Genomic DNA, 22,210 nt, shown 5'->3' with positions numbered 1-22,210 from the left:
GACAAGTTTGAATCAAATTTCGGGAGGGTTATGATGAGTAAAATTACGGAAGAAGTTGAAAAGCTCGTCAATCCGATAGTGAATGACCTTGAGTTGGAATTGGTTGATATTGAGTTTGTGAAAGAAGGAAGAGACTGGTTTTTACGGGTTTATGTCGATACACCGGAAGGGAATATCGATATCGAACAGTGTGCACTCGTGAGTGAGAGGCTTAGCGAAGAACTGGATCGTACAGATCCAATTTCTCAGAACTATTTCCTAGAAGTATCCTCGCCCGGTGCAGAACGTCCACTGAAGAAAGAAGAGGATTTCCAAAAAGCGATCGGTCAATATGTTTTCATTAAAACGTATGAACCGATCAATGGCATGAAAGAGTTCGAAGGATACTTGCTATCTTACGGTCCGGATGCAGCAGAAGTTGAAATTCGCATAAAGACTCGGAAATTGCAAGTCGTCATCGACAAGGAAAAAATTGCATTTGCACGATTGGCGATCAATTTTTCCGCATAATTGAATATAGGAGTGATTAATTATGAGTAGTGATCTACTCGATGCATTAACAGCCCTTGAAAAGCAGAAAGGAATTTCTAGGGATGTAATTGTGGAAGCGATTGAAGCGGCACTTGTTACCGCATATAAAAGAAACTTTAACCAAGCACAAAACGTGCGTGTCGATTTGAATTTGGAAAAAGGGACGATGAAAGTATATTCCCGTAAAGATGTCGTTGAAGAAGTGGAAGATGAAAGACTTCAAATCGCTCTTGAAGATGCGGAAGCTATCAACCCCGCTTATGAGATCGGAGATATCGTCGAAGAAGAAGTGACTCCACGTGATTTCGGCAGGATCGCAGCGCAAACTGCGAAGCAAGTCGTTACGCAACGTGTGCGTGAAGCTGAACGCGGTCTTATTTATGACGAATATGTTGATAGGGAAGATGACATCGTCAATGGGATTGTAGAGCGCTTGGACGCAAGAAATCTTTATGTCGGTCTTGGAAAAGTGGAGGCAGTGCTGCCTGCAAGCGAACAGATCACTACAGAGTCGTACCAGCCTCATGACCGCATCAAAGTGTATATTACTAAAGTAGAGCGTACTTCAAGAGGTCCTCAAGTGTTTGTCTCCCGTACGCATCCTGGCCTTTTACGCCGTTTGTTTGAAATGGAAGTGCCGGAAATATACGACGGCACAGTTGAAATCAAATCAATCGCCCGTGAGGCAGGAGATCGTTCGAAAATTTCAGTCCATACGAATAATGAAGAAGTGGATCCTGTCGGTTCCTGTGTAGGGTCCCGCGGAGCGCGTGTTCAATCGATTTCAAATGAATTGAACGGTGAAAAAGTTGATATCGTGGAATGGTCCGAAGATCCAGTCATCTTTGTGGCGAATGCATTGAGCCCTTCCAAAGTATTGGACGTTAAAGTGAACGAAGAGGACAGATCTACAACTGTCGTAGTGCCGGATTACCAATTATCATTGGCAATCGGGAAACGGGGACAGAACGCTCGGTTAGCAGCTAAATTGACAGGGTGGAAAATTGATATCAAAAGTGAAACAGATGCGCGTGAGTTAGGCATCTATCCTCCAACTGCCGATCATTCGGTTGAAGAACGACTATTTGATAATGATGTATATGCCGTTACCGAAAATGGAAACGATGAATATAATGAAGATCCATATTTCGATGACGAACCAGAAGAAGAATCCGATTTGAAAACGATCGATCTATATTCTGAAACAAACGAAGACAATTGAGTTGAAAGGATGACTGCCCATGACAAGCAAAAAGAAAATCCCTTTGCGTAAATGTGCGGCGACGGGCGAGATGTTACCAAAGAAAGAAATGATTCGCATTGTCCGCACAAAGGAAGGTGAAGTTTCAGTCGATTTGACAGGCAAAAAATCAGGGCGTGGTACATATGTATCGAAAACTGAGGAAGCTGTTGAAGCAGCAAAGCGCAATCGATCGATTGAAAGCCAGCTTGGAACATCGGTGCCTGCAGAAGTCTATGAGGATCTACTGCATGCAATCCGTCGTGAGGCATTGAAATGAATCATCCTACGGAAATCTTCCAATTGTTAGGGATGGCTGCAAGAGCCCGGAAGCTTATCACTGGCGAGGAACTAGTCGTCAAAGAAGTACGTTCGGGTAATGCACGCTTAGTCATCGTTTCTGAAGATGCTTCAAAGAACACGCAAAAAAAAGTGAGTGACAAATGTAATTTTTACAACGTTGAGAAGCATGTATTCGGGAGCCGGGAAGCTCTCGGCCATGCAATCGGAAAAGAGTCGCGGGTCGTACTCGCGTTAACGGATGCCGGCTTTGCCAAAAAAGCGTCCGGGCTCCTCAACGAATATAACCGGGGGTGGGCTAATGACGAAGATACGTGTACACGAATACGCGAAACGAGTGAATCGGACGAGTAAAGAAGTCATCGAAGAGCTTGGAAAAATGAATGTGAATGTAACGAACCATATGTCAATGCTTGATAATGATGCAACAACAAAATTGGATCAACGTTTTGGAAAAGGTGGTTCAAACCAATCCGACAAGTCCAGAAACGGACACAGTGATCGGAAGCCAGCTTCAAATTCTGCACGTCCTTCAGGCAATGCACAAGACAATAAACAACAGGGCAATCGTCCAGCACAAGGCGGCCAACGTCAAGGACAAGGAGCGCAAGGCGGCAATCGTCCAGCACAAGGCGGCCAACGTCAAGGACAAGGAACACAGGGCGGTAACCGTCCAGCACAAGGCGGCAATCGTCCAGCGCAAGGCGGACAACGCCAAGGGCAAGGAAGCGCACAAGGCGGCAATCGTCCAGCGCAAGGCGGACAACGCCAAGGGCAAGGAAGCGCACAAGGCGGCAACCGTCCGGCACAAGGCGGACAACGTCAAGGGCAAGGAAGCGCACAAGGCGGCAACCGTCCGGCACAAGGCGGACAACGCCAAGGGCAAGGAAGCGCACAAGGCGGCAACCGTCCAGCTCAAGGTGGTCAACGCCAAGGGCAAGGACAAGGACAAGGAGCTCAAGGCGGTAATCGTCCAGCTGGACGTGGTGGAAGGCCACCTGCACGTGGTATTAACCAAGGACGTAGAAGACATCGTCCGGCACCGATGCCGAAGGTGGAAAAGCCATTGCCGGAAAAAATCACTTTCTATGAATCGTTGACTGTCGGTGAACTTGCGAACAAGTTAGGCAGAGAACCGTCTGAAATCATTAAAAAACTATTCATGCTTGGCGTTATGGCAACAATCAACCAAGAGCTCGATAAAGATGCGATTGAGTTGATCTGTGCGGAATATGAAGTCGAAGTGGAAGAGGAAATCCGCATCGATGTAACGGATCTAGAAATTTATTTCGAAGAATCTGAAGAAGCGGAAGGCGAACTTACTGAACGTCCGCCTGTCGTAACAATCATGGGGCACGTTGACCACGGTAAAACAACTTTGCTCGATTCGATCCGAGATACGAAAGTGACGCAAGGAGAAGCGGGTGGAATCACGCAGCATATTGGGGCTTATCAGATTGAAGCGGAAGGCAAGAAAATCACATTCCTGGACACTCCTGGACACGCAGCATTTACAACAATGCGGGCGCGAGGAGCGAAAGTTACTGATATTACAATTCTAGTTGTCGCAGCGGATGATGGTGTCATGCCACAAACGATTGAAGCGATCAACCATGCGAAAGCCGCTGAAGTTCCGATCATCGTTGCTGTGAATAAAATGGATAAACCTACCGCAAATCCAGATCGTGTCATGCAGGAATTAACAGAGCATGGTCTTTTATCAGAAGCTTGGGGCGGAGATACGATTTTCGTACCGATTTCTGCATTAAAAGGCGAAGGAATCGATCAGTTGTTGGAAATGGTACTGCTCGTAGCGGAAGTTGCTGAGTTGAAAGCTAGCAAAAATATCCGCGCTAGAGGTACTGTCATTGAAGCGCAATTGGACCGTGGCCGCGGTTCGGTTGCAACTCTTCTTGTACAGGATGGAACTTTACGTGTAGGTGACCCGATCGTCGTCGGAAACACATTCGGTAAAGTGCGCGCGATGATCAACGACCTTGGACGCCGAGTGAAGGATGCAGGTCCATCCACACCAGTTGAAATTACAGGTTTGAGCGATGTCCCGCAGGCTGGAGACCGCTTTGTCGTCTTCGAAGATGAGAAGACAGCCCGTCAAATCGGTGAATCGAGAGCAGGCGATGCATTACAGGAACAACGTGGTGAGAAAACACGTGTGACGCTAGACAACTTATTCGATCAAATGAAACAAGGGGAAATGAAGGAATTGAACCTTATCGTTAAAGCTGACGTTCAAGGTACAGTTGAAGCGATGGCAGCTTCCCTTATGAAAATCGAAGTGGAAGGCGTTAACGTTCGAATCATCCATACAGGAGCAGGTGCGATTAACGAATCGGATATCTCCTTAGCTGCAGCATCAAATGCAATTGTCATCGGATTTAATGTGCGTCCAGATGTCAATGCTAAACGTGCGGCCGAAGAAGAAGGCGTTGATATTCGATTGCACCGTGTCATCTATAAGGTGATCGAGGAAATCGAATCGGCGATGAAAGGATTGCTGGATCCTGAATACGAGGAAAAAGTGATTGGTCAAGCCGAAGTCCGTGAAACGTTCAAAGTATCGAAAATCGGTACTATTGCGGGAAGCTATGTAACGGAAGGCAAGATTACCCGTGATGCAGGTGTACGTGTACTGCGTGATAATATCGTCATCTTTGAAGGTGAACTTGATACATTGAAGAGGTTCAAGGACGACGTTAAGGAAGTTGCAAGAGGATATGAATGTGGAATTACAGTTAAAAACTTCAATGATATTAAAGAAGGCGACATTTTTGAAGCCTTCGTCATGGAGGAAGTTAAACGGACATGATTGTCTATGCTGAATGTACATTCTTCATACCTGACGTCCATTCGTTAAAAGGTAAACGATCCGTTCTGAAAAGAATGATGGATCGTGTGAAAAATGAATTCAACGTTTCCATTTCTGAAATCGATCATCAAGACTTATGGCAAAGAACTACAATTGCTATCGTTTCGGTTGCATCGTCAAAAGATGCTGCCGAAGGGGAGACAAGAAGGGCCATCCGTTTCTTGGAATCGAATCCGGAATGGGAAATGACAGAAATGATACTTGACTACTATTGAAACGGAATCGGGGTGACCATCCATGTCTATGCGTGCGAATCGTGTCGCTGAACAGATGAAAAAGGAACTTGGCGGAATCATTGGCCAAAAATTGAAAGACCCTCGCATCGGCTTTGTCACAGTGACGGACGTCGAAGTAACGGGCGATCTTCAACAGGCAACAATATTCATTTCAGTGTTAGGAAAAGATTCGGAAAAAGAGGCAACTCTTGCCGGCTTGACAAAGGCGAAAGGGTTTATCCGCACGGAAATCGGTCAGCGGATCAGACTTAGGAAGACACCGGAAATTGAATTTGCGTTTGATGATTCTGTCGAATACGGAAATCGTATTGAATCGCTGCTTCGTGAAGTGAAGAGCGAAGAAGAATGAACTATTGGAGGAAGTCGGCGTCCGAATGGACTTTCCGACTTCCTCCGTTTTGTATAAGTACGTTAAAATAAGGAGGATATACATGGATGGGATTCTTCCTTTGTGGAAACAAAAAGGGATGACTTCGCATGACTGCGTATTCAAGCTTCGGAAAATATTGGGGATGAAAAAAGTGGGGCATACAGGGACGCTCGACCCGAATGTGGAAGGCGTTCTCCCAATTTGCCTTGGACAAGCGACTAAGGTCGCCGAATACGTAACGGATGCCGGCAAAGAGTATATAGCAACAGTTTCGATTGGTGCATCAACGGAAACGGAAGATGCCGAAGGGGCTATCGTAGCAGCGGATGGGTCATATAAATCAATTAAACGAGAAAAGCTTCTAGAGGCGCTTGAGCAGCTCACCGGTGAGATTGTTCAAATTCCACCGATGTATTCGGCCGTAAAAGTGAATGGTAAAAGGCTGTATGAATACGCTAGAAAAGGGATAGAGGTTGAAAGGCCGAAAAGGGTCGTACATATATATAAAATCGAATTGCTTGATGACAGAGAGTTGTTCGAAGGGGAAGAAATTCGATTCATGATACGAATTGCGTGCGGAAAAGGTACATATATCCGAACGTTATCCGTGCAAATCGGAGAAAAACTTGGATTCCCTGCCCATATGGCAACCTTGGTCCGTACGGCTTCCGGAAATTTCCGTCAAAATGATTGCTTGACGCTTGATGAAGTGGAAGAACAGAAAAAGCAAAATACTATTCAACAATATATTCGACCTCTGGAAGATGCGCTTGCCGAGTTTGAATTTGTAGAAATTGATGATAATTTGTATGGTAAGATAATGAACGGGCAAGTGCTGCCTCAACACCCTTCACTCGTAGGAAGGGAGAAAATCGTTTTTACGAGAGCAGAAAAAGCGATTGCAATTTATTGCAACCATCCGACAAAAGAAGGATTGATGAAACCTGAAAAGATGTTTCCATTCAATCAGTAGGGGAGAATTATATGGAAATTTACCATTTGCAATATCCATCTCATACAACGATCGATGATAAAGGTCCTTTTTCACTTGCTATCGGTTTTTTCGACGGACTTCATAAAGGTCATCAAACAGTTATCAACGAAGCAAAAGCAAAAGCTGCTGAACTCGGAATCCGTTCCGCTGTCATGACATTCGACCCGCATCCATCGCACTTGTTTGGAAAAGGGAAGGATAAGGTCGGCTATATTACAAAATATCCGGAAAAATCACGTCTACTAGAAGAATTGGGAATCGATGCCCTTTTCATTGTTGAGTTCGATTGGGACCTTGCCTCTCTTTCGCCTGAGAAATTTATTAATATCTTTATTAAACAATTAGGAATCAGGCATGTGACCGCCGGATTCGATTTCACGTTCGGTTCAAAAGGTGCTGGCACGATGGAGCAGATGGCTGCGCTATCCAATGGAGAATACGGTACGACTGTCATCGAAAAAGTAATAGATTCTGACGAGAAAATATCATCGACCCGAATCCGGAAGCTTCTTTCCGACGGTGATGTTGAGAAGACGGCTACATTGCTCGGCCGACCGTTCAGAACGATCGGCACTGTCGTAGACGGCGAGAAAAGAGGCAGGCTGCTCGGATTTCCAACTGCTAATATCTCAATCGACGAAGAAACAATCTTACCTGCAAATGGTGTTTACGCTGTCAATTTTTCCTTCGACGGACAATCGTATAAAGGCGTCTGCAATGTCGGCGTGAAGCCAACCTTCCACGATCCTAATACAATGAAGCCAAGCGTAGAAGTCCATGTACTCGATTTCAATTCTGATCTATACGGAAAAAAAGCCGCTGTCGACTGGATCGCACGCATCCGGTCTGAGCAGAAATTCAATTCGGTTGACGAATTGGTTGAGCAAATTAGCAAGGACAAGGAGACGGCACGGCAGTTGTTAAATAAGGGAATTAATATGTCGTAGGTGATTCTAGCTATTTGGAGTGCAAGGCGGCGACTCCTGGGGGATAAAGCGGGACAGGTGAGACCCCGCAACGAAGCGAAGTGAAGTGAGGAGGCTCACCGCCCGCCCCCCGGAAAGCGCCCGCCTGAAACGTAAAGTAGCCATGCGGATTGTGACTTCTTAGTTGCATCCACAATCCGCACATGTTATGATAAATCAGTGCTAGCGCACAAACCTTTCCTTGGCAGAACGAATCACCAACGTTTGCTCGGGATTTGGGGATATTCAATTATTAGGAGGTGAAAAGGATGGCTATTACACAAGAGCGTAAACATGAATTGATCAACGAATACAAAACTCATGAAAACGATACTGGATCTGCTGAAGTACAGATCGCTATCCTTACTGAAGAGATCAACAACTTGAACAACCATTTACGTACACACAAGAAAGATCACCATTCTCGTCGTGGTCTTTATAAAATGGTCGGTACTCGCCGTAGACTTCTTAAATATCTACGTGAAACTGATGTTCAACGTTACCGTGATCTTATTGCCAAACTCGGCCTTCGCCGTTAATAAGATGTATACGAAAAAGCGGGCCATGCCCGCTTTTTTTTATTGAATGATTAATCTTATGTTATTTTTCGCATATGTCCTTCTTTTTTGATACACTACTATTTAATACATACTACGTATGATGTCCATGCTTGATATTAGAGAGGGGTACCGTAATGACAGAACAAAAAAAAGTTTATTCATTTGAGTGGGCTGGGAGACCGTTAACGATTGAAACGGGTCAGCTCGCGAAACAAGCGAATGGTGCTGTGCTCGTACGCTACGGAGATACAAGCGTGCTATCTACAGCGACAGCTTCGAAAAATCCGAAAGCGCTTGATTTCTTCCCATTGACCGTCAATTATGAAGAAAGATTATACGCAGTAGGAAAGATTCCCGGCGGATTCATTAAACGTGAAGGACGTCCATCGGAAAAGGCCGTTCTAACAAGCCGTCTCATCGACCGTCCGATCCGTCCATTGTTCGCGGATGGATTCCGAAATGATGTGCAAGTCATTTCACTCGTCATGTCAGTCGATCAGAACTGCTCATCTGAAATGGCAGCAATGCTCGGTTCTTCCCTAGCATTGTCGATTTCTGATATCCCATTTGAAGGTCCGATCGCAGGCGTGCAAATCGGACGCATCAATGGTGAGTTCATCGTCAATCCGACACCTGAACAATTAGAAAATAGTGAACTTGACCTAGTCGTCGCTGGAACAAAAGATGCCATTAATATGGTTGAAGCCGGCGCGAAGGAAGTTGCAGAGGATGTCATCCTTGAAGCGATCATGTTCGGTCATGAGCAGATCATCCAACTGATTGAATTCCAAGAGAAAATCATTGCTGAAGTCGGTAAAGAGAAAATGGAAATTACATTATTCGAACTTGACGAAGCATTGCTTGCAGAAGTGAAAGCAAAATGTGAATCCGATTTAATCAATGCAATTCAAACAGAAGAGAAGCATGCACGCGAAGAAGCGATCACAGCTGTGAAAAATGAAGTTATGGAACAATATGCAGCCGATGAAGCGGATGAAGAAACAATGAAGCAAGTGAAAAGCATTTTGGACCAACTTGTGAAAGAGGAAGTCCGCCGTCTAATCACTGACGAAAAAGTCCGTCCGGATGGCCGTGGTTTGGATGAAATCCGTCCACTTTCTTCTGAAGTCGGCATTTTGCAGCGCACGCATGGTTCTGGCTTGTTCACACGTGGACAAACTCAGGCGTTAAGCGTTTGTACGCTGGGAGCTCTCGGTGAAGTGCAAATTATTGACGGACTTGGACTGGAAGAGTCGAAGCGATTCATGCATCATTATAACTTCCCGAACTTCAGTGTAGGGGAAACAGGTCCAATACGTGGACCAGGCCGTCGTGAAATCGGTCACGGTGCTCTCGGTGAGCGTGCACTTGAAGCAATCATTCCAGATGAAAAAGAGTTTCCATACACAATCCGTCTCGTAGCGGAAGTATTGGAGTCGAATGGATCGTCTTCCCAAGCGTCAATCTGTGCCTCTACAATGGCTATGATGGATGCAGGTATTCCGATCAAAGCGCCAGTTGCGGGAATCGCTATGGGTCTTGTGAAGAAAGGGGACAACTATTCCGTTCTATCCGATATCCAAGGGATGGAAGACCATCTTGGTGATATGGACTTCAAAGTGGCTGGAACTGAAAAAGGGATTACAGCTCTTCAAATGGACATTAAGATTGAAGGACTATCCCGTCAAATTTTAGAAGAATCTTTAGCCCAAGCGAAAATCGGTCGGATGCATATTCTTGGTCATATGATGGCGACTATTTCCGCGCCTCGTGAAGAGCTTTCACAATATGCGCCTAAGATCATTATGATCCGTATTAATCCAGACAAGATTCGCGACGTCATCGGACCTGGCGGAAAAGTAATCAATAAAATCATCGAAGAAACAAATGTTAAAATCGATACAGAACAAGATGGCACAATCTACATTTCTTCACCAAATTCGGAAATGAACGAAAAAGCGAAAATGATGATTGAAAACATCGTTCGTGAAGCGAAAGTCGGAGAATATTATTTAGGTAAAGTGAAACGAATTGAAAAATTCGGCGCATTCCTTGAAATCTTCCCTGGCAAAGACGGACTTCTTCATATTTCCGAAATTCAAGAAGAACGTACGAAAGCGGTTGAGGATGTATTGAAAATGGGCGATGAACTTCTTGTGAAAGTTATCGAAATTGACAATCAAGGCCGTGTAAATCTATCCCGTAAAGTTGTTTTGAAAGAAGAAAAAGAAGCAGCAGAAAAAGGGAAAAACGAATAATCAATTAGCATATAATAATGGAAAGCCCCTCTTTACGATGGTGTGAAGACGGAGGCTTTTTGTTATTTTTATTAGCGGGGGGAAAAGAATTGCTACAAAAACAGAGATATCAAAACGGCGTTAGAATCATTCACGAAAAGATGCCATTTGTACGGTCTCTGGCAATCGGCCTATTTGTAAAGGCTGGTTCCAACGATGAGACAGAAGAGGAGTGGGGACTCGCTCATTTTATTGAACATATGCTTTTTAAAGGGACAACGACGCGCAGCGCAAGAATGATTGCAGAGCAATTTGACCGGATGGGTGGAGATATTAACGCATATACATCCAAAGAAATGACTTGCTTCTACACAACCGTGCTTGACCATCATGCGGAAGAAGCATTGACGATCATGGCCGACATGTTGTTCAATTCCCTCTTTGATGAAAACGACATTCAAAAAGAAAAGTCCGTTATATTGGATGAAATTGCGTCAGTCGAAGATACGCCGGATGATGATGTAGATGAACGACTTTGGTCTGTCATGTATCCTGGGCATCCGATCGGAAGATCTATAGGCGGTGTGAAAGATACAATTCATTCATTCAATAAGGAAATGATCGAACGGTATATGTCAAGACATTATTCAGCTGAAAACATCGTCATATCGATAGCAGGAAATTTTGATGATCAATTGATTTCATTTATTGAGACTCTTTTCAATTCGTTCATCAAGAATAGGTCAACAAAAACGAATGATGGCTTACTTCCAGTATTCCATAACGGCAGGACAACGAAATACAAAGATATTGAACAGGCGCATATTTGTTTAGGTTATCCGGGTCTTTCCATAACTGACGACCGGCTTCATGATTTAATTCTGTTAGACAGTATTATCGGCGGGACGATGTCTTCCCGAATGTTCCAAAAGATACGGGAGGAGAAGGGGCTTGCGTACTCAGTGTTTTCGTATTATTCATCATATATGACGACAGGTTCATTCGTTATTTACGGTGGGACCGGCCCCGAACATTTGGAAGAGATGGTCTCGACGATGGATCAGCTAATCGCTGAAATTGTAGCGGACGGCGTTACGGAGAAGGAGCTGCTCAATGCGAAGCAGCAATTGAAAGGCAGTTTCTTGCTAGGTCTTGAAAGTTCGGAATCCAGAATGCATCGTAACGGTAAGAATGAACTGATCCTTTCCGAGCATAAGACGATAGACGAAGTAGTCGGACTGATTGACAAAGTTCAACTTGAAAATGTGAATAACATTGCACGTGAGACGTTTACGAAAGAACGAGCAATTTCCATTATTGCTCCAAAGAAAGCGATGAAAAGGATCCGAATATAGAAATGTGCAGCTTTGCCCTCTTTGAATCATATGATAGACGAGGACATTTAAAAGGGGGCAATACTATGCTGCTATCCGAAATGGCTCAAAAAGAGCTAATCCAAGTGGAAGAAGGAATTCGTTATGGATTTCTTGCAGATACCGATTTGATTTTCAACCGAAAAACCGGAGCAATCATCGGCTTTGAAGTGAAAAAGAAATTTGGAAGGTTTCCATTCCGTAACAAAGAACAGGAAACGACAGAATTCATACCTTGGAGTGAAATCGTGTTAATTGGTGAGCATCGAATCCTATTTGGGAAAACGCATAGCTTGGGGGAATTTGACCTTGACGACAATTGACGAAAATTGGCTGTTCATCGGAACTGATCGTAGATTATCGGAATGTAGTCGAATTATGAAGCAACAAGGCTTCGACGTTTTCCATTATGATAGAAATGTTTATTCAAAACAGCTATCCGACATTCTTGACGAATTCTCTCCAAAACATATCGTCTTTCCGATATTGCAAATGGAAGGCACTATCCCAGTGGATAAGATTAATAAAGATACGATACTTTACCCAGGCGTCGCCTCTCAGGATTGGTTGGCGTCTTTCCATGATGCTAGCATTACAATCCGACCATATTTGAAAGAAGTGCAATTCGTCTGGGAGAATGCCGTGTTAACCGCGGAAGGATTTCTGATCGAATACTATTCTTCGGCAAAACGACGAATTTCAGGGGAGCATTTTTATATTGCAGGCTTTGGCAAAGTCGGCAAAGCGACAGCTGCTGTTTTATCGTCACTGGGAGCCTCTGTAACCATTTTAGCACGTTCTAAGGAACAGTTAGGGGAAGCAGCCGCAAACGGTTATAAAACAATGCTGCTGCCCGCTGATACGGTAAATGTAACAGGAATCCTCGTGAACACAATACCTGCGAAATGGCTTCAAGTTGGAACCGATTCCACATTGCGCATTTATGATTTGGCATCCGCGCCTGGTTGCCTAAGGGACAATGCCCCTGATGAATACTATACAATACACCTCGGATTGCCGGGAAAACACTTTCCGGCAGATGCGGCAATGGCTTTGTCAGAAGCGTTGCTGAGGATGAATAGTAAATGAAAGGGGAAAAAGATGCTACAAGGAAAAAGAATTGGCCTTGGTATTACGGCATCCCATTGTACGTATGACCAAATATTACCGGTCATTAGCGATTTACAGGACAACGGGGCGACCGTTGTTCCTATCATTACACATTCCGTGCTGACTGCTGCCACACGATTCGGCACAGGCGAGGAATGGATAGCAAGAATCGAAGAAGCGACAGGAGAAAAGGTCGTTTCGACAATTGTAGGGGCCGAGCCGTTCGGACCAAGCAATCCGCTAGATTGCATGATCATCGCACCGATGACAGGCAATTCCATAAGCAAATTTGCCAACGCGGCCACTGACTCTCCAGTTTTAATGGCTGCTAAGGCAACTTTGCGGAACGGCAGCCCAGTTTTGCTCGGTATTTCGACAAATGACGCTTTAGGCTTGAATGGTCCAAACATCATGAAGCTGCTAAACATGAAAAATGTGTTTTTCATCCCGTTCGGCCAAGATGATCCTTTTAAGAAACCGAACTCTTTAATCTCCGATTTCACTTTGATGGTTCCTGCAGCTGCAGCTGCTCTTGAACACCGACAACTTCAACCACTTTTAATTATTCATAAATAATATTAAAAATACAAAGCAGAAGATTTCTAGATATGTTATAATTTCTCCAATGAACTCTTATAGGACATAGGGTGAGGTTTTTATTCTTGCATAAATGAGCTAATGTTCTTTTGCATTAATAAACGAATAAATGTATATATATCCGAAGGTCCGTAAAACGAAAGGGAGATTGAAATGAAAAATGATAATTTGAATGTTGCAATTGTAGGTGCTACTGGAGCAGTAGGAACGAAAATTCTTGAAAAGCTTTTGGAACGAAAATTCCCCGCAACATCGATAAAATTGCTAGCTTCAAAACGTTCTGCAGGTATTGAAATTTCTGCAGGCGGTGAAACGTTTATCGTGGAAGAAACGGTGCCTGAGTCTTTTGAAGGTGTCGACATTGCATTTTTCAGTGCAGGAGGTTCTATTTCCCAAAAGTTTGCACACGAAGCGGTAGAACGAGGTGCAGTCGTAATTGATAATACGAGTGCGTTCAGAATGGATGAAGGGACGCCGCTAGTCGTTCCTGAAGTGAATCCGCAAACTTTGCAAAATCACTCGGGAATTATCGCGAATCCGAACTGTTCTACAATCCAAATGGTTGCTGCACTACAACCAATCAAAGAAAAATTCGGCATCAACCGTATTATCGTTTCAACGTACCAAGCGGTATCGGGAGCGGGTGCTGAAGCGATAGATGAACTTGCTCAGCAAAGTACGCAATTCGCAGAACGTGCAACTATTAAAGCGGAATTGCTGCCGAGCGCTTCTGCTGAACGCCATTATCCGATTGCTTTCAATGCTATTCCGCAAATCGATGTTTTCGATGAATCGGGGTACACTTTAGAGGAATTGAAAATGATGAATGAAACGAAAAAAATATTCGGCGATCAGCAAATGGCGGTCACTGCCACTTGTGTACGCCTCCCTGTAGTAACAGGGCACTCTGAATCGGTATATATCGAGTTAAACGATGAAAACGTTACTGTTGCCGATATCCGTTCTACTATGGAAGGTGCACCGGGCGTTGTCGTCCAAGATGACCCGTCTACACAATTGTATCCAATGCCGTTATTTGCGGAAGGGAAAGATGAAGTGTTTGTCGGACGTATTAGGAAGGATCCAAAACATCCTGCTGGATTCCATATGTGGATTGTTTCAGATAACTTATTGAAAGGTGCAGCATTGAATTCGGTTCAAATTGCTGAGGAATTAATTAAATAAATTTTTTTGAAGCGATTGTTCCGTCCTGTTACGTAGTAAATGAAACACGGAGCAATCGTTTCAACATCATAGCGATGAAAAGGAATGGTCAGAATGGAACTTGGGCAAATTGGCACAGCGATGGTCACTCCTTTTTCACATACTGGAGACATCGATTTTGACTTGACGGAAAAGTTGATCGAGCATTTGATCGCAACTGGGACGGATTCCTTAATTGTTTGTGGGACTACGGGGGAATCCCCCACGTTAAATCATCAAGAAAAATCGGATATTTTCAGATACGCAATTGAAATCGTCAATAAGAGGATTCCTGTCATTGCAGGGACAGGAACCTTCAATACAGCAGAAACAGTCAAATTGACAAAGCAAGCGGATGAGCTAGGTGCCGACGGAATCATGTTAGTGACTCCTTATTACAACAAACCCGACCAAAAAGGGATTGTTGCACACTTTACCCATATTGCAAGCATTACGGACCTGCCAATACTACTCTATAATATCCCCGGCAGATCCGCGGTCAATATGGAAGCTGAAACCGTAATCGAATTATCGAAAATAAAAAATATCCGGGCAGTCAAAGAAGCGAGCGGAAGTCTCGATCAAATGTCCGATATTATTTCAGGAACTGATAATGGATTTAAAGTATATAGCGGAGATGACTCGTTGACATTGCCGTTATTATCTATCGGCGGAGATGGTGTCATTTCAGTAGCATCCCATATCGTCGGGGCTGAAATGCAGCAAATGATCAATGCATTCAAATTAGGCGATACGACAAAGTCGGCAAAAATGCACAGGATATTACTACCGTTATTCCAAGCGGTCTTTTCCGCCCCGAACCCTGTCCCGGTCAAGTATGCACTTGCCAAGATGGGAATCGATACCGGAGGAGTGAGACTTCCGTTAATAGCAGGCTTCAAAGAAGGTGCTGCTGCATTCGACGAAGTATGGAATAATTTCAAAAAAAACGAGCATGTATTTCAATAAAAGAAAGCCGGGAGCATTCGCCGGCTTTTTTTGTTTGTGTAGTAAGGGCATTCTCACGTATAATGAAACTTAGTCGTTGTGGACGGGTATTCAACAAATAAGCAACAACATATATCATTTGAAAATTGACAGTTGGGTTTCAATTAAATAACGATAGGCGATTTAGTAAATGCCAGAAAACAATACATAGACGGTTCATGATCCAACACCAGTCTTTTTCAAACATAGTATAGGAGGAAACAATGTGGCAAAAACGAAAAATGAAGTAATAAAAGTAATCCCGCTAGGAGGAGTCGGGGAAATCGGAAAGGCGATGTATGTCGTTGAAATTGATGAGGAACTTTTCATCGTCGATGCGGGACTCATGTTCCCGGAAGGTGAAATGCTCGGCATTGATATCGTCATTCCAGATTTGACATACATCGAAGAAAATAAAGAGCGGGTAAAAGGGATTTTCCTAACGCATGGACACGAAGACGCAATCGGGTCCATCGCCTATCTTCTACAGAAGGTGCAAGCCCCTGTGTACGGTTCCAAACTGACACTTGCCCTTGCGAAAGAGCATTTAAAAGATATGCCTGCACCAGCAGGCGTAAAGTTTTTTGAGGTGACAAATAAAAGCCGGATGAATTTCAAGCAGACGTATGTGACGTTTTTCCATACAACGCATAGCATTCCCGATTCTTTAGGAATCGTTTTTCATACGAGCGAAGGTGCGATTGTCCATACAGGTGAATTCAAATTCGACCAATCCGCAAAAGGGAAATATCGTCCGGACATCGCAAAAATGGCGGCCTTGGGAGAAGAAGGCGTCTTCATCCTTATGTCAGATTCAAATGAAGCCGAACGTCCGGGCTATACGACTTCCGAATCCGTCATAGAAGATCGTTTGTCCAATACATTCCATAGCGTGGAAGGGCGTATTCTCGTTGCTTTGTATGCATCCAATTTTATCCGCATTCAACAAGTTTTCGATAAAGCGCTCGAAACGGGTAAAAAAGTTGCGGTCGTCGGAAAGAGCCTCGAAAGTTATTTTGAAGTAGGCATGCGGTTAGGGTATTTGCAAATTGACGAAGATACGGTCATATCCGTAAAAGACATCGGAAAGTATCCTGATGACCAAATCGTGATCATCGTCACGGGCAATCAAGGCGAGCCGCTTGAAGCTCTCGAGAAAATAGTCCGCAAATTCCATAAGGATATCAAAATTAAAAAGACGGATACAGTCCTTATTACATTCACGCCATCCCCAAGCATGGAAGTGTCTATGTATCAAATGGCGAATGAATTATCAAAAGCCGGTGCTCACGTCATTACAGCTTCGAAAAATGTCCATGTATCCGGTCATGGCAGCCAAGAAGACTTAAAACTGATGCTCAACTTGATGCAGCCTAAGTATTTCATCCCTATTCAAGGGGAATATAAAATGCTTATTGCCCATTCAAAGCTAGCGCAACAGGTCGGCTTGCAAAAATCGCAGATTTTTATAGCTGATAAAGGGGATATCGTCGAATATAAAAACGACAAGATGAGAATGAGCGGCCGTGTACAAGCAGGAAATATTCTCATTGATGGAATTGGGGTCGGTGATGTAGGCAATATCGTACTGCGCGACAGAAAGCTCTTGTCGCAAGACGGTATTTTCACTGTCGTCATTACATTAAGTCGTAGACAGAAAAGGATAGCTGCAGGTCTTGAAATCGTCTCACGCGGATTCGTCTATGTGAGGGAGTCTGAAGAGCTTCTTGATGAATCGAAGAACCTTGTACGGAAGATAGTGGAAAAGTATGTGAATAAAGATACGTTTGAATGGACAAACATAAAGCAAGAGATCCGTGATACATTAAGCTCTTATTTATTCCAACAAACTAAAAGAAGACCGATGATTATTCCGATCATTATGGAGTATTGAGCAAGGTCTCGAAAACGGAATCTGAACAAAACAACGATAGAACTTGAGAAAAGGATTTCCATGCCGTCCGCACGGCGGGAAATCCTTTTTGTAAAAGGAGGAGTTTCATGTCAAAAAAATCGAAGAAAAAGAAAAAGACCGCGTCCAAAAAGAATAATGACGGCCTCCATCCATTAGTATACGAAGTTGCCGGTTTAACGATGATCGGCTTCGCTATCATCATTATTTTTGAGTTTGGCATCGTCGGAAGAGGGCTCTCTTCTTTCGCAAGACTCCTATTTGGGAATTGGCATGGTGCTGTTCCACTTCTATTGATCGTTCAAGCGCTTCTATTCATGGTAAAACGGAAGACGGTAGGTTGGAAAAACCGAATTGTCGGCGGCAGCTTATTCATTCTCGCAAGCTTGCTATTATTTAGCCATATCTATTTATTCAAAGAGCTATATGAAAGCAAAGTACTTATGTCCAATTCGGCTTTTCAAGAGACGTGGAAAGTCCTTATTACGAATGAAGGAATCGCATCAAGAAGCGGAGCTCTAGGGGGGGGATTGGCTGGTGCAATGCTATTTGCGCTCTTCCATTCTTTATTTGATTCAGCAGGAGCAACAGTAGCCGGTGTTCTTCTATTATTAATCGGTATCGTGCTGCTCACCGGAAAGGCGCTTGTCCCTTATATAGCGGAGCATTATCCGAAGGTGCTTTCTTCTTTAAAAACGAAAACGGAACGAAAAGAAAAAAGGATTCCTAAAAAAGGGAACCAGCAAGCCTCTTCAAGAACTGAACGTCGCAAAAAGCAGACGCTTCAGGAGGTTAAGCAAGATGATCCAACAGTTGCCACACTTGAAGAACAAGAAGAAATCGTATCAAAACCGATCATTTCCGCTTTCAATGAACGAATTGAACCAATACCATCCAATGATGACACTGTCATTGAGAAACAAGTGGAAACATCGCCTGCAAATGAATCGGATGACGGAGATGTTCCGACCTATTCGGGTGTATCTGGCGAAGAGGAAAATGTATCATATATTTTACCGCCTCCATCATTGCTTCGGCAAACGCCATCCAATGATCAATCGGCAGAATATGATTCTATCCATGCAAATGCACAGAAACTTGAAAAGACATTCTTAAGCTTTGGTGTCAAAGCAAAAGTTACGCAAGTCCATTTAGGTCCTGCTGTAACGAAATATGAAGTGCTTCCCGATACAGGCGTGAAAGTGAGCAGAATTGTCAGTTTGGCCGATGATATTGCCCTTGCTCTAGCAGCAAGCGATATTAGAATTGAAGCACCAATACCAGGAAAGTCGGCAGTCGGTATTGAAGTGCCGAACAAAGCAGTTGCAATCGTCAGCTTGCGAGAAGTTATTGATTCCAAGGAAAATAATCGTCCGGACTCGAAATTGAGCATTGTACTCGGCAGAGATGTCACAGGACAAGCAATGATGGCTGAGTTGAATAAAATGCCGCATGTCCTTGTTGCAGGATCGACGGGAAGCGGGAAAAGTGTTTGCATCAACGGAATTATTATTAGTATTCTAATGCGCGCTAAGCCGCATGAAGTGAAAATGATGATGATTGACCCGAAAATGGTTGAATTGAACGTTTATAATGGTGTTCCGCATCTATTGGCGCCGGTCGTCACCGATCCGCGGAAAGCTTCCCAAGCATTAAAAAAAGTAGTATCTGAAATGGAAAGAAGATACGAGCTGTTTTCACATACGGGAACTCGGAATATTGAAGGGTATAATGAGCATATTGAACAATGGAATGATGAAAATGACGAAAAACATCCGCGTATGCCTTATATCGTCGTCATCGTAGATGAGCTTGCAGATTTGATGATGGTTGCTTCAAGTGATGTAGAAGACTCCATCACACGTCTTGCTCAAATGGCACGTGCTGCCGGCATTCATTTGATCATTGCAACGCAACGTCCAAGTGTAGACGTTATTACAGGTATTATTAAAGCGAATATTCCTTCGCGAATCGCGTTTGCAGTTTCTTCCGCGGTTGATTCGAGGACAATTTTGGACGGTGGAGGAGCAGAGAAACTACTTGGTCGCGGAGATATGCTATTTCTTCCGGCCGGAGCATCCAAACCGGTCAGGGTCCAAGGTGCATTCGTTTCTGATCAAGAAGTCGAGGCTGTCGTTGATTTCGTAATTGAACAGCAAAAAGCACAATATCAGGAAGAGATGATACCGACAGAAGTAGAGGAAGTACAGCCGCACGAAGAGACGGATGAATTGTATGATGAGGCCGTCCAACTTGTCATCGAAATGCAGACTGCATCTGTGTCAATGCTTCAACGGCGTTTTCGAATCGGATATTCAAGAGCTGCAAGAATTGTTGATCAAATGGAAATGCGAGGTGTCGTAGGACCTCCGGAGGGCAGCAAGCCAAGACAAGTCCTGATATCCGCCGTTAATTACGAGTAACAAGCTAGAAAAACATGACAAAAGCAGGACATTTCAAAAGAATTTATGCTAGTTTCAAGTTTTTTTGAAAAACAGATGTTTATTTTGGAGTATGGAAATGATATAGTATGGATGATTAGGAAATGAGGTAACACATCTGAGGTCTAACCTCATCAGGAGGGGGGATTTAAATGGTGGTGAAAACAGATCAAAGGCACTTATACGTGCAAGTGATCGAGCGATTGAAGGAAGATATCGATTCCGGCGTTTTCAAAGAGAACGAGAAGTTTCCATCCGAATTTGAGCTTGCCAGAAAGCTTGGCGTCAGCAGGGCTACGCTTCGTGAAGCATTGCGGGTCCTTGAAGAGGAAAAAGTAATCGTCCGTAAACACGGTGTTGGCACTTTCGTAAATCCGCGGCCATTATTTTCATCCGGAATTGAACAGCTTTCAAGCGTATCCTCCATGATTTGTGATGCAGGAATGGTTCCTGGCACAATCTTTATGGAAGTACAGGAAAGTCTTCCGAATGATGAAATGATTGGGAAGTTTGATTGTGAAGAAAATGACAGTCTAGTAACGATTAAAAGAGTTAGAACTGCAGACGGAGAGCCTGTAGTCTATTGCGTCGATCATGTGCTTGCCAAAGATCTTGAAGGTGGATCGGATGTCTTGTTGAACGAATCCATTTTTGAGTTGATAGAGAAATCTGGCCGCATCCGAATCGTCCAAGCTGTGGCAAATATTGAACCTGTCGGGTATGACGATGAAGCGTCTTCTATACTCAGATGTGGTGTTGACATTCCTCTTCTCGTATTGCTCCAACATCATTATAGCGAGGAAGGCGAAATGGTCCTTTACTCCAAAAATTATTTTAGGGCTGATAAGTTCAGCTTCCATGTAGTCCGAAAAAGGGTATAAGGCACAAATTCTTGAAGCTGTCGGCAAGCAATCTGGAATGATGGGCAAATTGCAAATGCAATAACTGCCTGTCATTTTGACTGTCTGCTGTTTGCTTCTTGAGTGTGCATTTAAGACGTTCATACGTCATATTTAATACCAAAATAAAAAAACAGGGAGGTCCAATCAGTGAGCAAACGTAAATACGGTCTTGCATTATCATTGGTTCTAGCAGCAGGTACATTACTTGGTGCTTGTGGTACGGACAAAGACAAAAAAGATTCTTCATCTTCTACTGGTGGAAACGAATCAGATTTTTCACTTGCGATGGTTACGGATGTCGGCGGTGTTGACGACAAATCATTCAACCAATCCGCTTGGGAAGGGATTCAAAAATTTGGTAAAGACAACAACATGAGCGAAGGGGACGGCGGTTACGCGTACCTTCAATCAAAAGGTGAAGCGGATTATACGTCAAACTTGAACGCGCTTACCCGTCGTGACTTTGACTTAGTTTTCGGTGTAGGTTTCTTAATGGAAGAAGCGATCAATACAATCGCGGAACAAAAGCCAGAAACGAATTATGCGATTATCGATGGCGTTGTTGATCAACCAAACGTAGCTAGCATCCTGTTTAAGGAGCAAGAAGGTGCGTACCTTGCTGGGGTTGCAGCTGCATTGATGACAAAATCCGATAAAATCGGTTTTATCGGTGGTATGGAAATTCCGGTTATCGAACGCTTTGAAGCTGGATTTGTTGCAGGTGTTGCGGCTGTAAATCCTGATATCAAAGTTGACGTTAAATACACTGGTGCATTTGACAAAGCCGAACTTGGAAAAGCTGAAGCGGGCCGTATGTACTCTTCAGGTGTAGACATTATCTTCCACGCAGCAGGTGGTACAGGAAACGGTGTCTTCACGGAAGCGAAAGAACGTAAAGCTGCTGACAAAGACGCATACGTATGGGTAATCGGTGTTGACTCCGACCAATACGATGAAGGTCAAGTCGGCGATGACAACATCACAATGACTTCAATGCTAAAACGTGTAGACGTAGCAGTACAAGACATTGCTGCACTTGCTAAGGAAGGCAAATTCCCAGGTGGCGAAACAAAAGTTTACGGTCTTCATGATGACGGCGTAAAACTTGCAGATTCCCGTGGAGCAATCCCTGAGGATGTCCTGAAGCAAATCGATGAATATGCTAAAAAGATTGCTGATGGTGAAATCGAAGTACCTGAGTTTGCAGAATAATAATTACAATGACAATGGCCGGTTCATTCCGGCCTTTGTTGTGAGAAAAGCACCATAAAATGATAGAGTAAAAGGTTTTTTGTACAAAAGAACCTTTTATTGTGTTCATTTTATTTTCCAATTACAAAGATAAACTATTATACAAGGAAGTGA

The 22,210-nt window shown here is 43.8% G+C and carries 21 protein-coding genes; all 21 read left to right on the top strand.

The window, feature by feature from the left end:
* Window positions 1–33 precede the first annotated feature (33 nt).
* A complete protein-coding gene (gene rimP, locus ACTHPA_RS07240) occupies window positions 34–510 on the top strand; it encodes a ribosome maturation factor RimP (protein WP_440499489.1) in 477 nt (158 codons plus the stop codon).
* 22 nt (window positions 511–532) lie between these two features.
* Entirely contained in the window at window positions 533–1,753 is a 1,221-nt protein-coding gene (nusA, locus tag ACTHPA_RS07235) for a transcription termination factor NusA (RefSeq protein ID WP_440499488.1), read from the top strand.
* A 19-nt stretch (window positions 1,754–1,772) separates the two neighbouring features.
* A complete protein-coding gene (gene rnpM / locus ACTHPA_RS07230) occupies window positions 1,773–2,051 on the top strand; it encodes an RNase P modulator RnpM (RefSeq protein ID WP_440499487.1) in 279 nt (92 codons plus the stop codon).
* Window positions 2,048–2,425, top strand: coding sequence for a YlxQ family RNA-binding protein (locus ACTHPA_RS07225; RefSeq protein WP_440499486.1), 378 nt, complete (start codon window positions 2,048–2,050; stop codon window positions 2,423–2,425). The genes rnpM and ACTHPA_RS07225 overlap by 4 nt, the downstream gene beginning before the upstream one ends.
* Window positions 2,373–4,898 (top strand): translation initiation factor IF-2, encoded by a 2,526-nt coding sequence (gene infB / locus ACTHPA_RS07220; protein ID WP_440499485.1) that lies wholly within the window; start codon window positions 2,373–2,375, stop codon window positions 4,896–4,898. Before ACTHPA_RS07225 ends, infB begins: the two co-directional genes overlap by 53 nt.
* Window positions 4,895–5,173 (top strand): DUF503 domain-containing protein, encoded by a 279-nt coding sequence (locus ACTHPA_RS07215; protein ID WP_440499484.1) that lies wholly within the window; start codon window positions 4,895–4,897, stop codon window positions 5,171–5,173. The genes infB and ACTHPA_RS07215 overlap by 4 nt, the downstream gene beginning before the upstream one ends.
* Before the next feature lie 22 nt (window positions 5,174–5,195).
* Window positions 5,196–5,543, top strand: a complete 348-nt coding sequence (gene rbfA / locus ACTHPA_RS07210; RefSeq protein ID WP_440499483.1) for a 30S ribosome-binding factor RbfA — start codon at window positions 5,196–5,198, stop codon at window positions 5,541–5,543.
* A gap of 82 nt (window positions 5,544–5,625) precedes the next feature.
* The gene (truB, locus tag ACTHPA_RS07205) at window positions 5,626–6,537 is read left to right on the top strand and encodes a tRNA pseudouridine(55) synthase TruB (RefSeq protein WP_440499482.1); all 912 of its coding nucleotides are present in this window, start codon (window positions 5,626–5,628) and stop codon (window positions 6,535–6,537) included.
* Between the two features lie 11 nt (window positions 6,538–6,548).
* Entirely contained in the window at window positions 6,549–7,505 is a 957-nt protein-coding gene (locus ACTHPA_RS07200) for a bifunctional riboflavin kinase/FAD synthetase (protein ID WP_440499481.1), read from the top strand.
* Between the two features lie 287 nt (window positions 7,506–7,792).
* Window positions 7,793–8,062, top strand: coding sequence for a 30S ribosomal protein S15 (gene rpsO / locus ACTHPA_RS07195; RefSeq protein ID WP_440499480.1), 270 nt, complete (start codon window positions 7,793–7,795; stop codon window positions 8,060–8,062).
* Window positions 8,063–8,217: 155 nt separating this feature from the next.
* Window positions 8,218–10,341 carry a polyribonucleotide nucleotidyltransferase gene (gene pnp, locus ACTHPA_RS07190; protein WP_440499479.1) on the top strand — a complete coding sequence of 708 codons (2,124 nt, stop codon included), beginning with the start codon at window positions 8,218–8,220 and terminating at the stop codon, window positions 10,339–10,341.
* 89 nt (window positions 10,342–10,430) lie between these two features.
* Entirely contained in the window at window positions 10,431–11,675 is a 1,245-nt protein-coding gene (locus ACTHPA_RS07185; RefSeq protein WP_440499478.1) for a M16 family metallopeptidase, read from the top strand.
* A gap of 65 nt (window positions 11,676–11,740) precedes the next feature.
* Complete coding sequence (locus tag ACTHPA_RS07180) at window positions 11,741–12,016, top strand: YlmC/YmxH family sporulation protein (protein WP_440499477.1); 276 nt, start codon at window positions 11,741–11,743, stop codon at window positions 12,014–12,016.
* Window positions 12,003–12,782, top strand: a complete 780-nt coding sequence (locus ACTHPA_RS07175) for a hypothetical protein (protein WP_440499476.1) — start codon at window positions 12,003–12,005, stop codon at window positions 12,780–12,782. Before ACTHPA_RS07180 ends, ACTHPA_RS07175 begins: the two co-directional genes overlap by 14 nt.
* Window positions 12,783–12,794: 12 nt before the next feature.
* Window positions 12,795–13,379 carry a dipicolinate synthase subunit B gene (locus ACTHPA_RS07170; RefSeq protein WP_440499475.1) on the top strand — a complete coding sequence of 195 codons (585 nt, stop codon included), beginning with the start codon at window positions 12,795–12,797 and terminating at the stop codon, window positions 13,377–13,379.
* Window positions 13,380–13,553: 174 nt separating this feature from the next.
* Window positions 13,554–14,585 carry an aspartate-semialdehyde dehydrogenase gene (locus tag ACTHPA_RS07165; RefSeq protein ID WP_440499474.1) on the top strand — a complete coding sequence of 344 codons (1,032 nt, stop codon included), beginning with the start codon at window positions 13,554–13,556 and terminating at the stop codon, window positions 14,583–14,585.
* A 93-nt stretch (window positions 14,586–14,678) separates the two neighbouring features.
* Entirely contained in the window at window positions 14,679–15,572 is an 894-nt protein-coding gene (gene dapA / locus ACTHPA_RS07160) for a 4-hydroxy-tetrahydrodipicolinate synthase (RefSeq protein ID WP_440499473.1), read from the top strand.
* Between the two features lie 244 nt (window positions 15,573–15,816).
* Complete coding sequence (locus tag ACTHPA_RS07155; RefSeq protein WP_440499472.1) at window positions 15,817–17,484, top strand: ribonuclease J; 1,668 nt, start codon at window positions 15,817–15,819, stop codon at window positions 17,482–17,484.
* A 107-nt stretch (window positions 17,485–17,591) separates the two neighbouring features.
* Window positions 17,592–19,925 (top strand): DNA translocase FtsK, encoded by a 2,334-nt coding sequence (locus ACTHPA_RS07150; protein WP_440499471.1) that lies wholly within the window; start codon window positions 17,592–17,594, stop codon window positions 19,923–19,925.
* Window positions 19,926–20,095: 170 nt separating this feature from the next.
* Window positions 20,096–20,824: a GntR family transcriptional regulator gene (locus ACTHPA_RS07145; protein ID WP_440499470.1), complete on the top strand. Its 729-nt coding sequence runs from the start codon at window positions 20,096–20,098 to the stop codon at window positions 20,822–20,824.
* A gap of 168 nt (window positions 20,825–20,992) precedes the next feature.
* A complete protein-coding gene (locus tag ACTHPA_RS07140; RefSeq protein ID WP_440499469.1) occupies window positions 20,993–22,057 on the top strand; it encodes a BMP family lipoprotein in 1,065 nt (354 codons plus the stop codon).
* Window positions 22,058–22,210 lie beyond the last annotated feature (153 nt).

It is taken from the genome of Sporosarcina sp. SAFN-015 (assembly GCF_051966875.1).
GTDB lineage: Bacteria > Bacillota > Bacilli > Bacillales_A > Planococcaceae > Sporosarcina.
The sequence above is the reverse complement of the archived record's forward strand: the minus strand, read 5'-3'. Positions and strand labels throughout refer to the sequence as shown.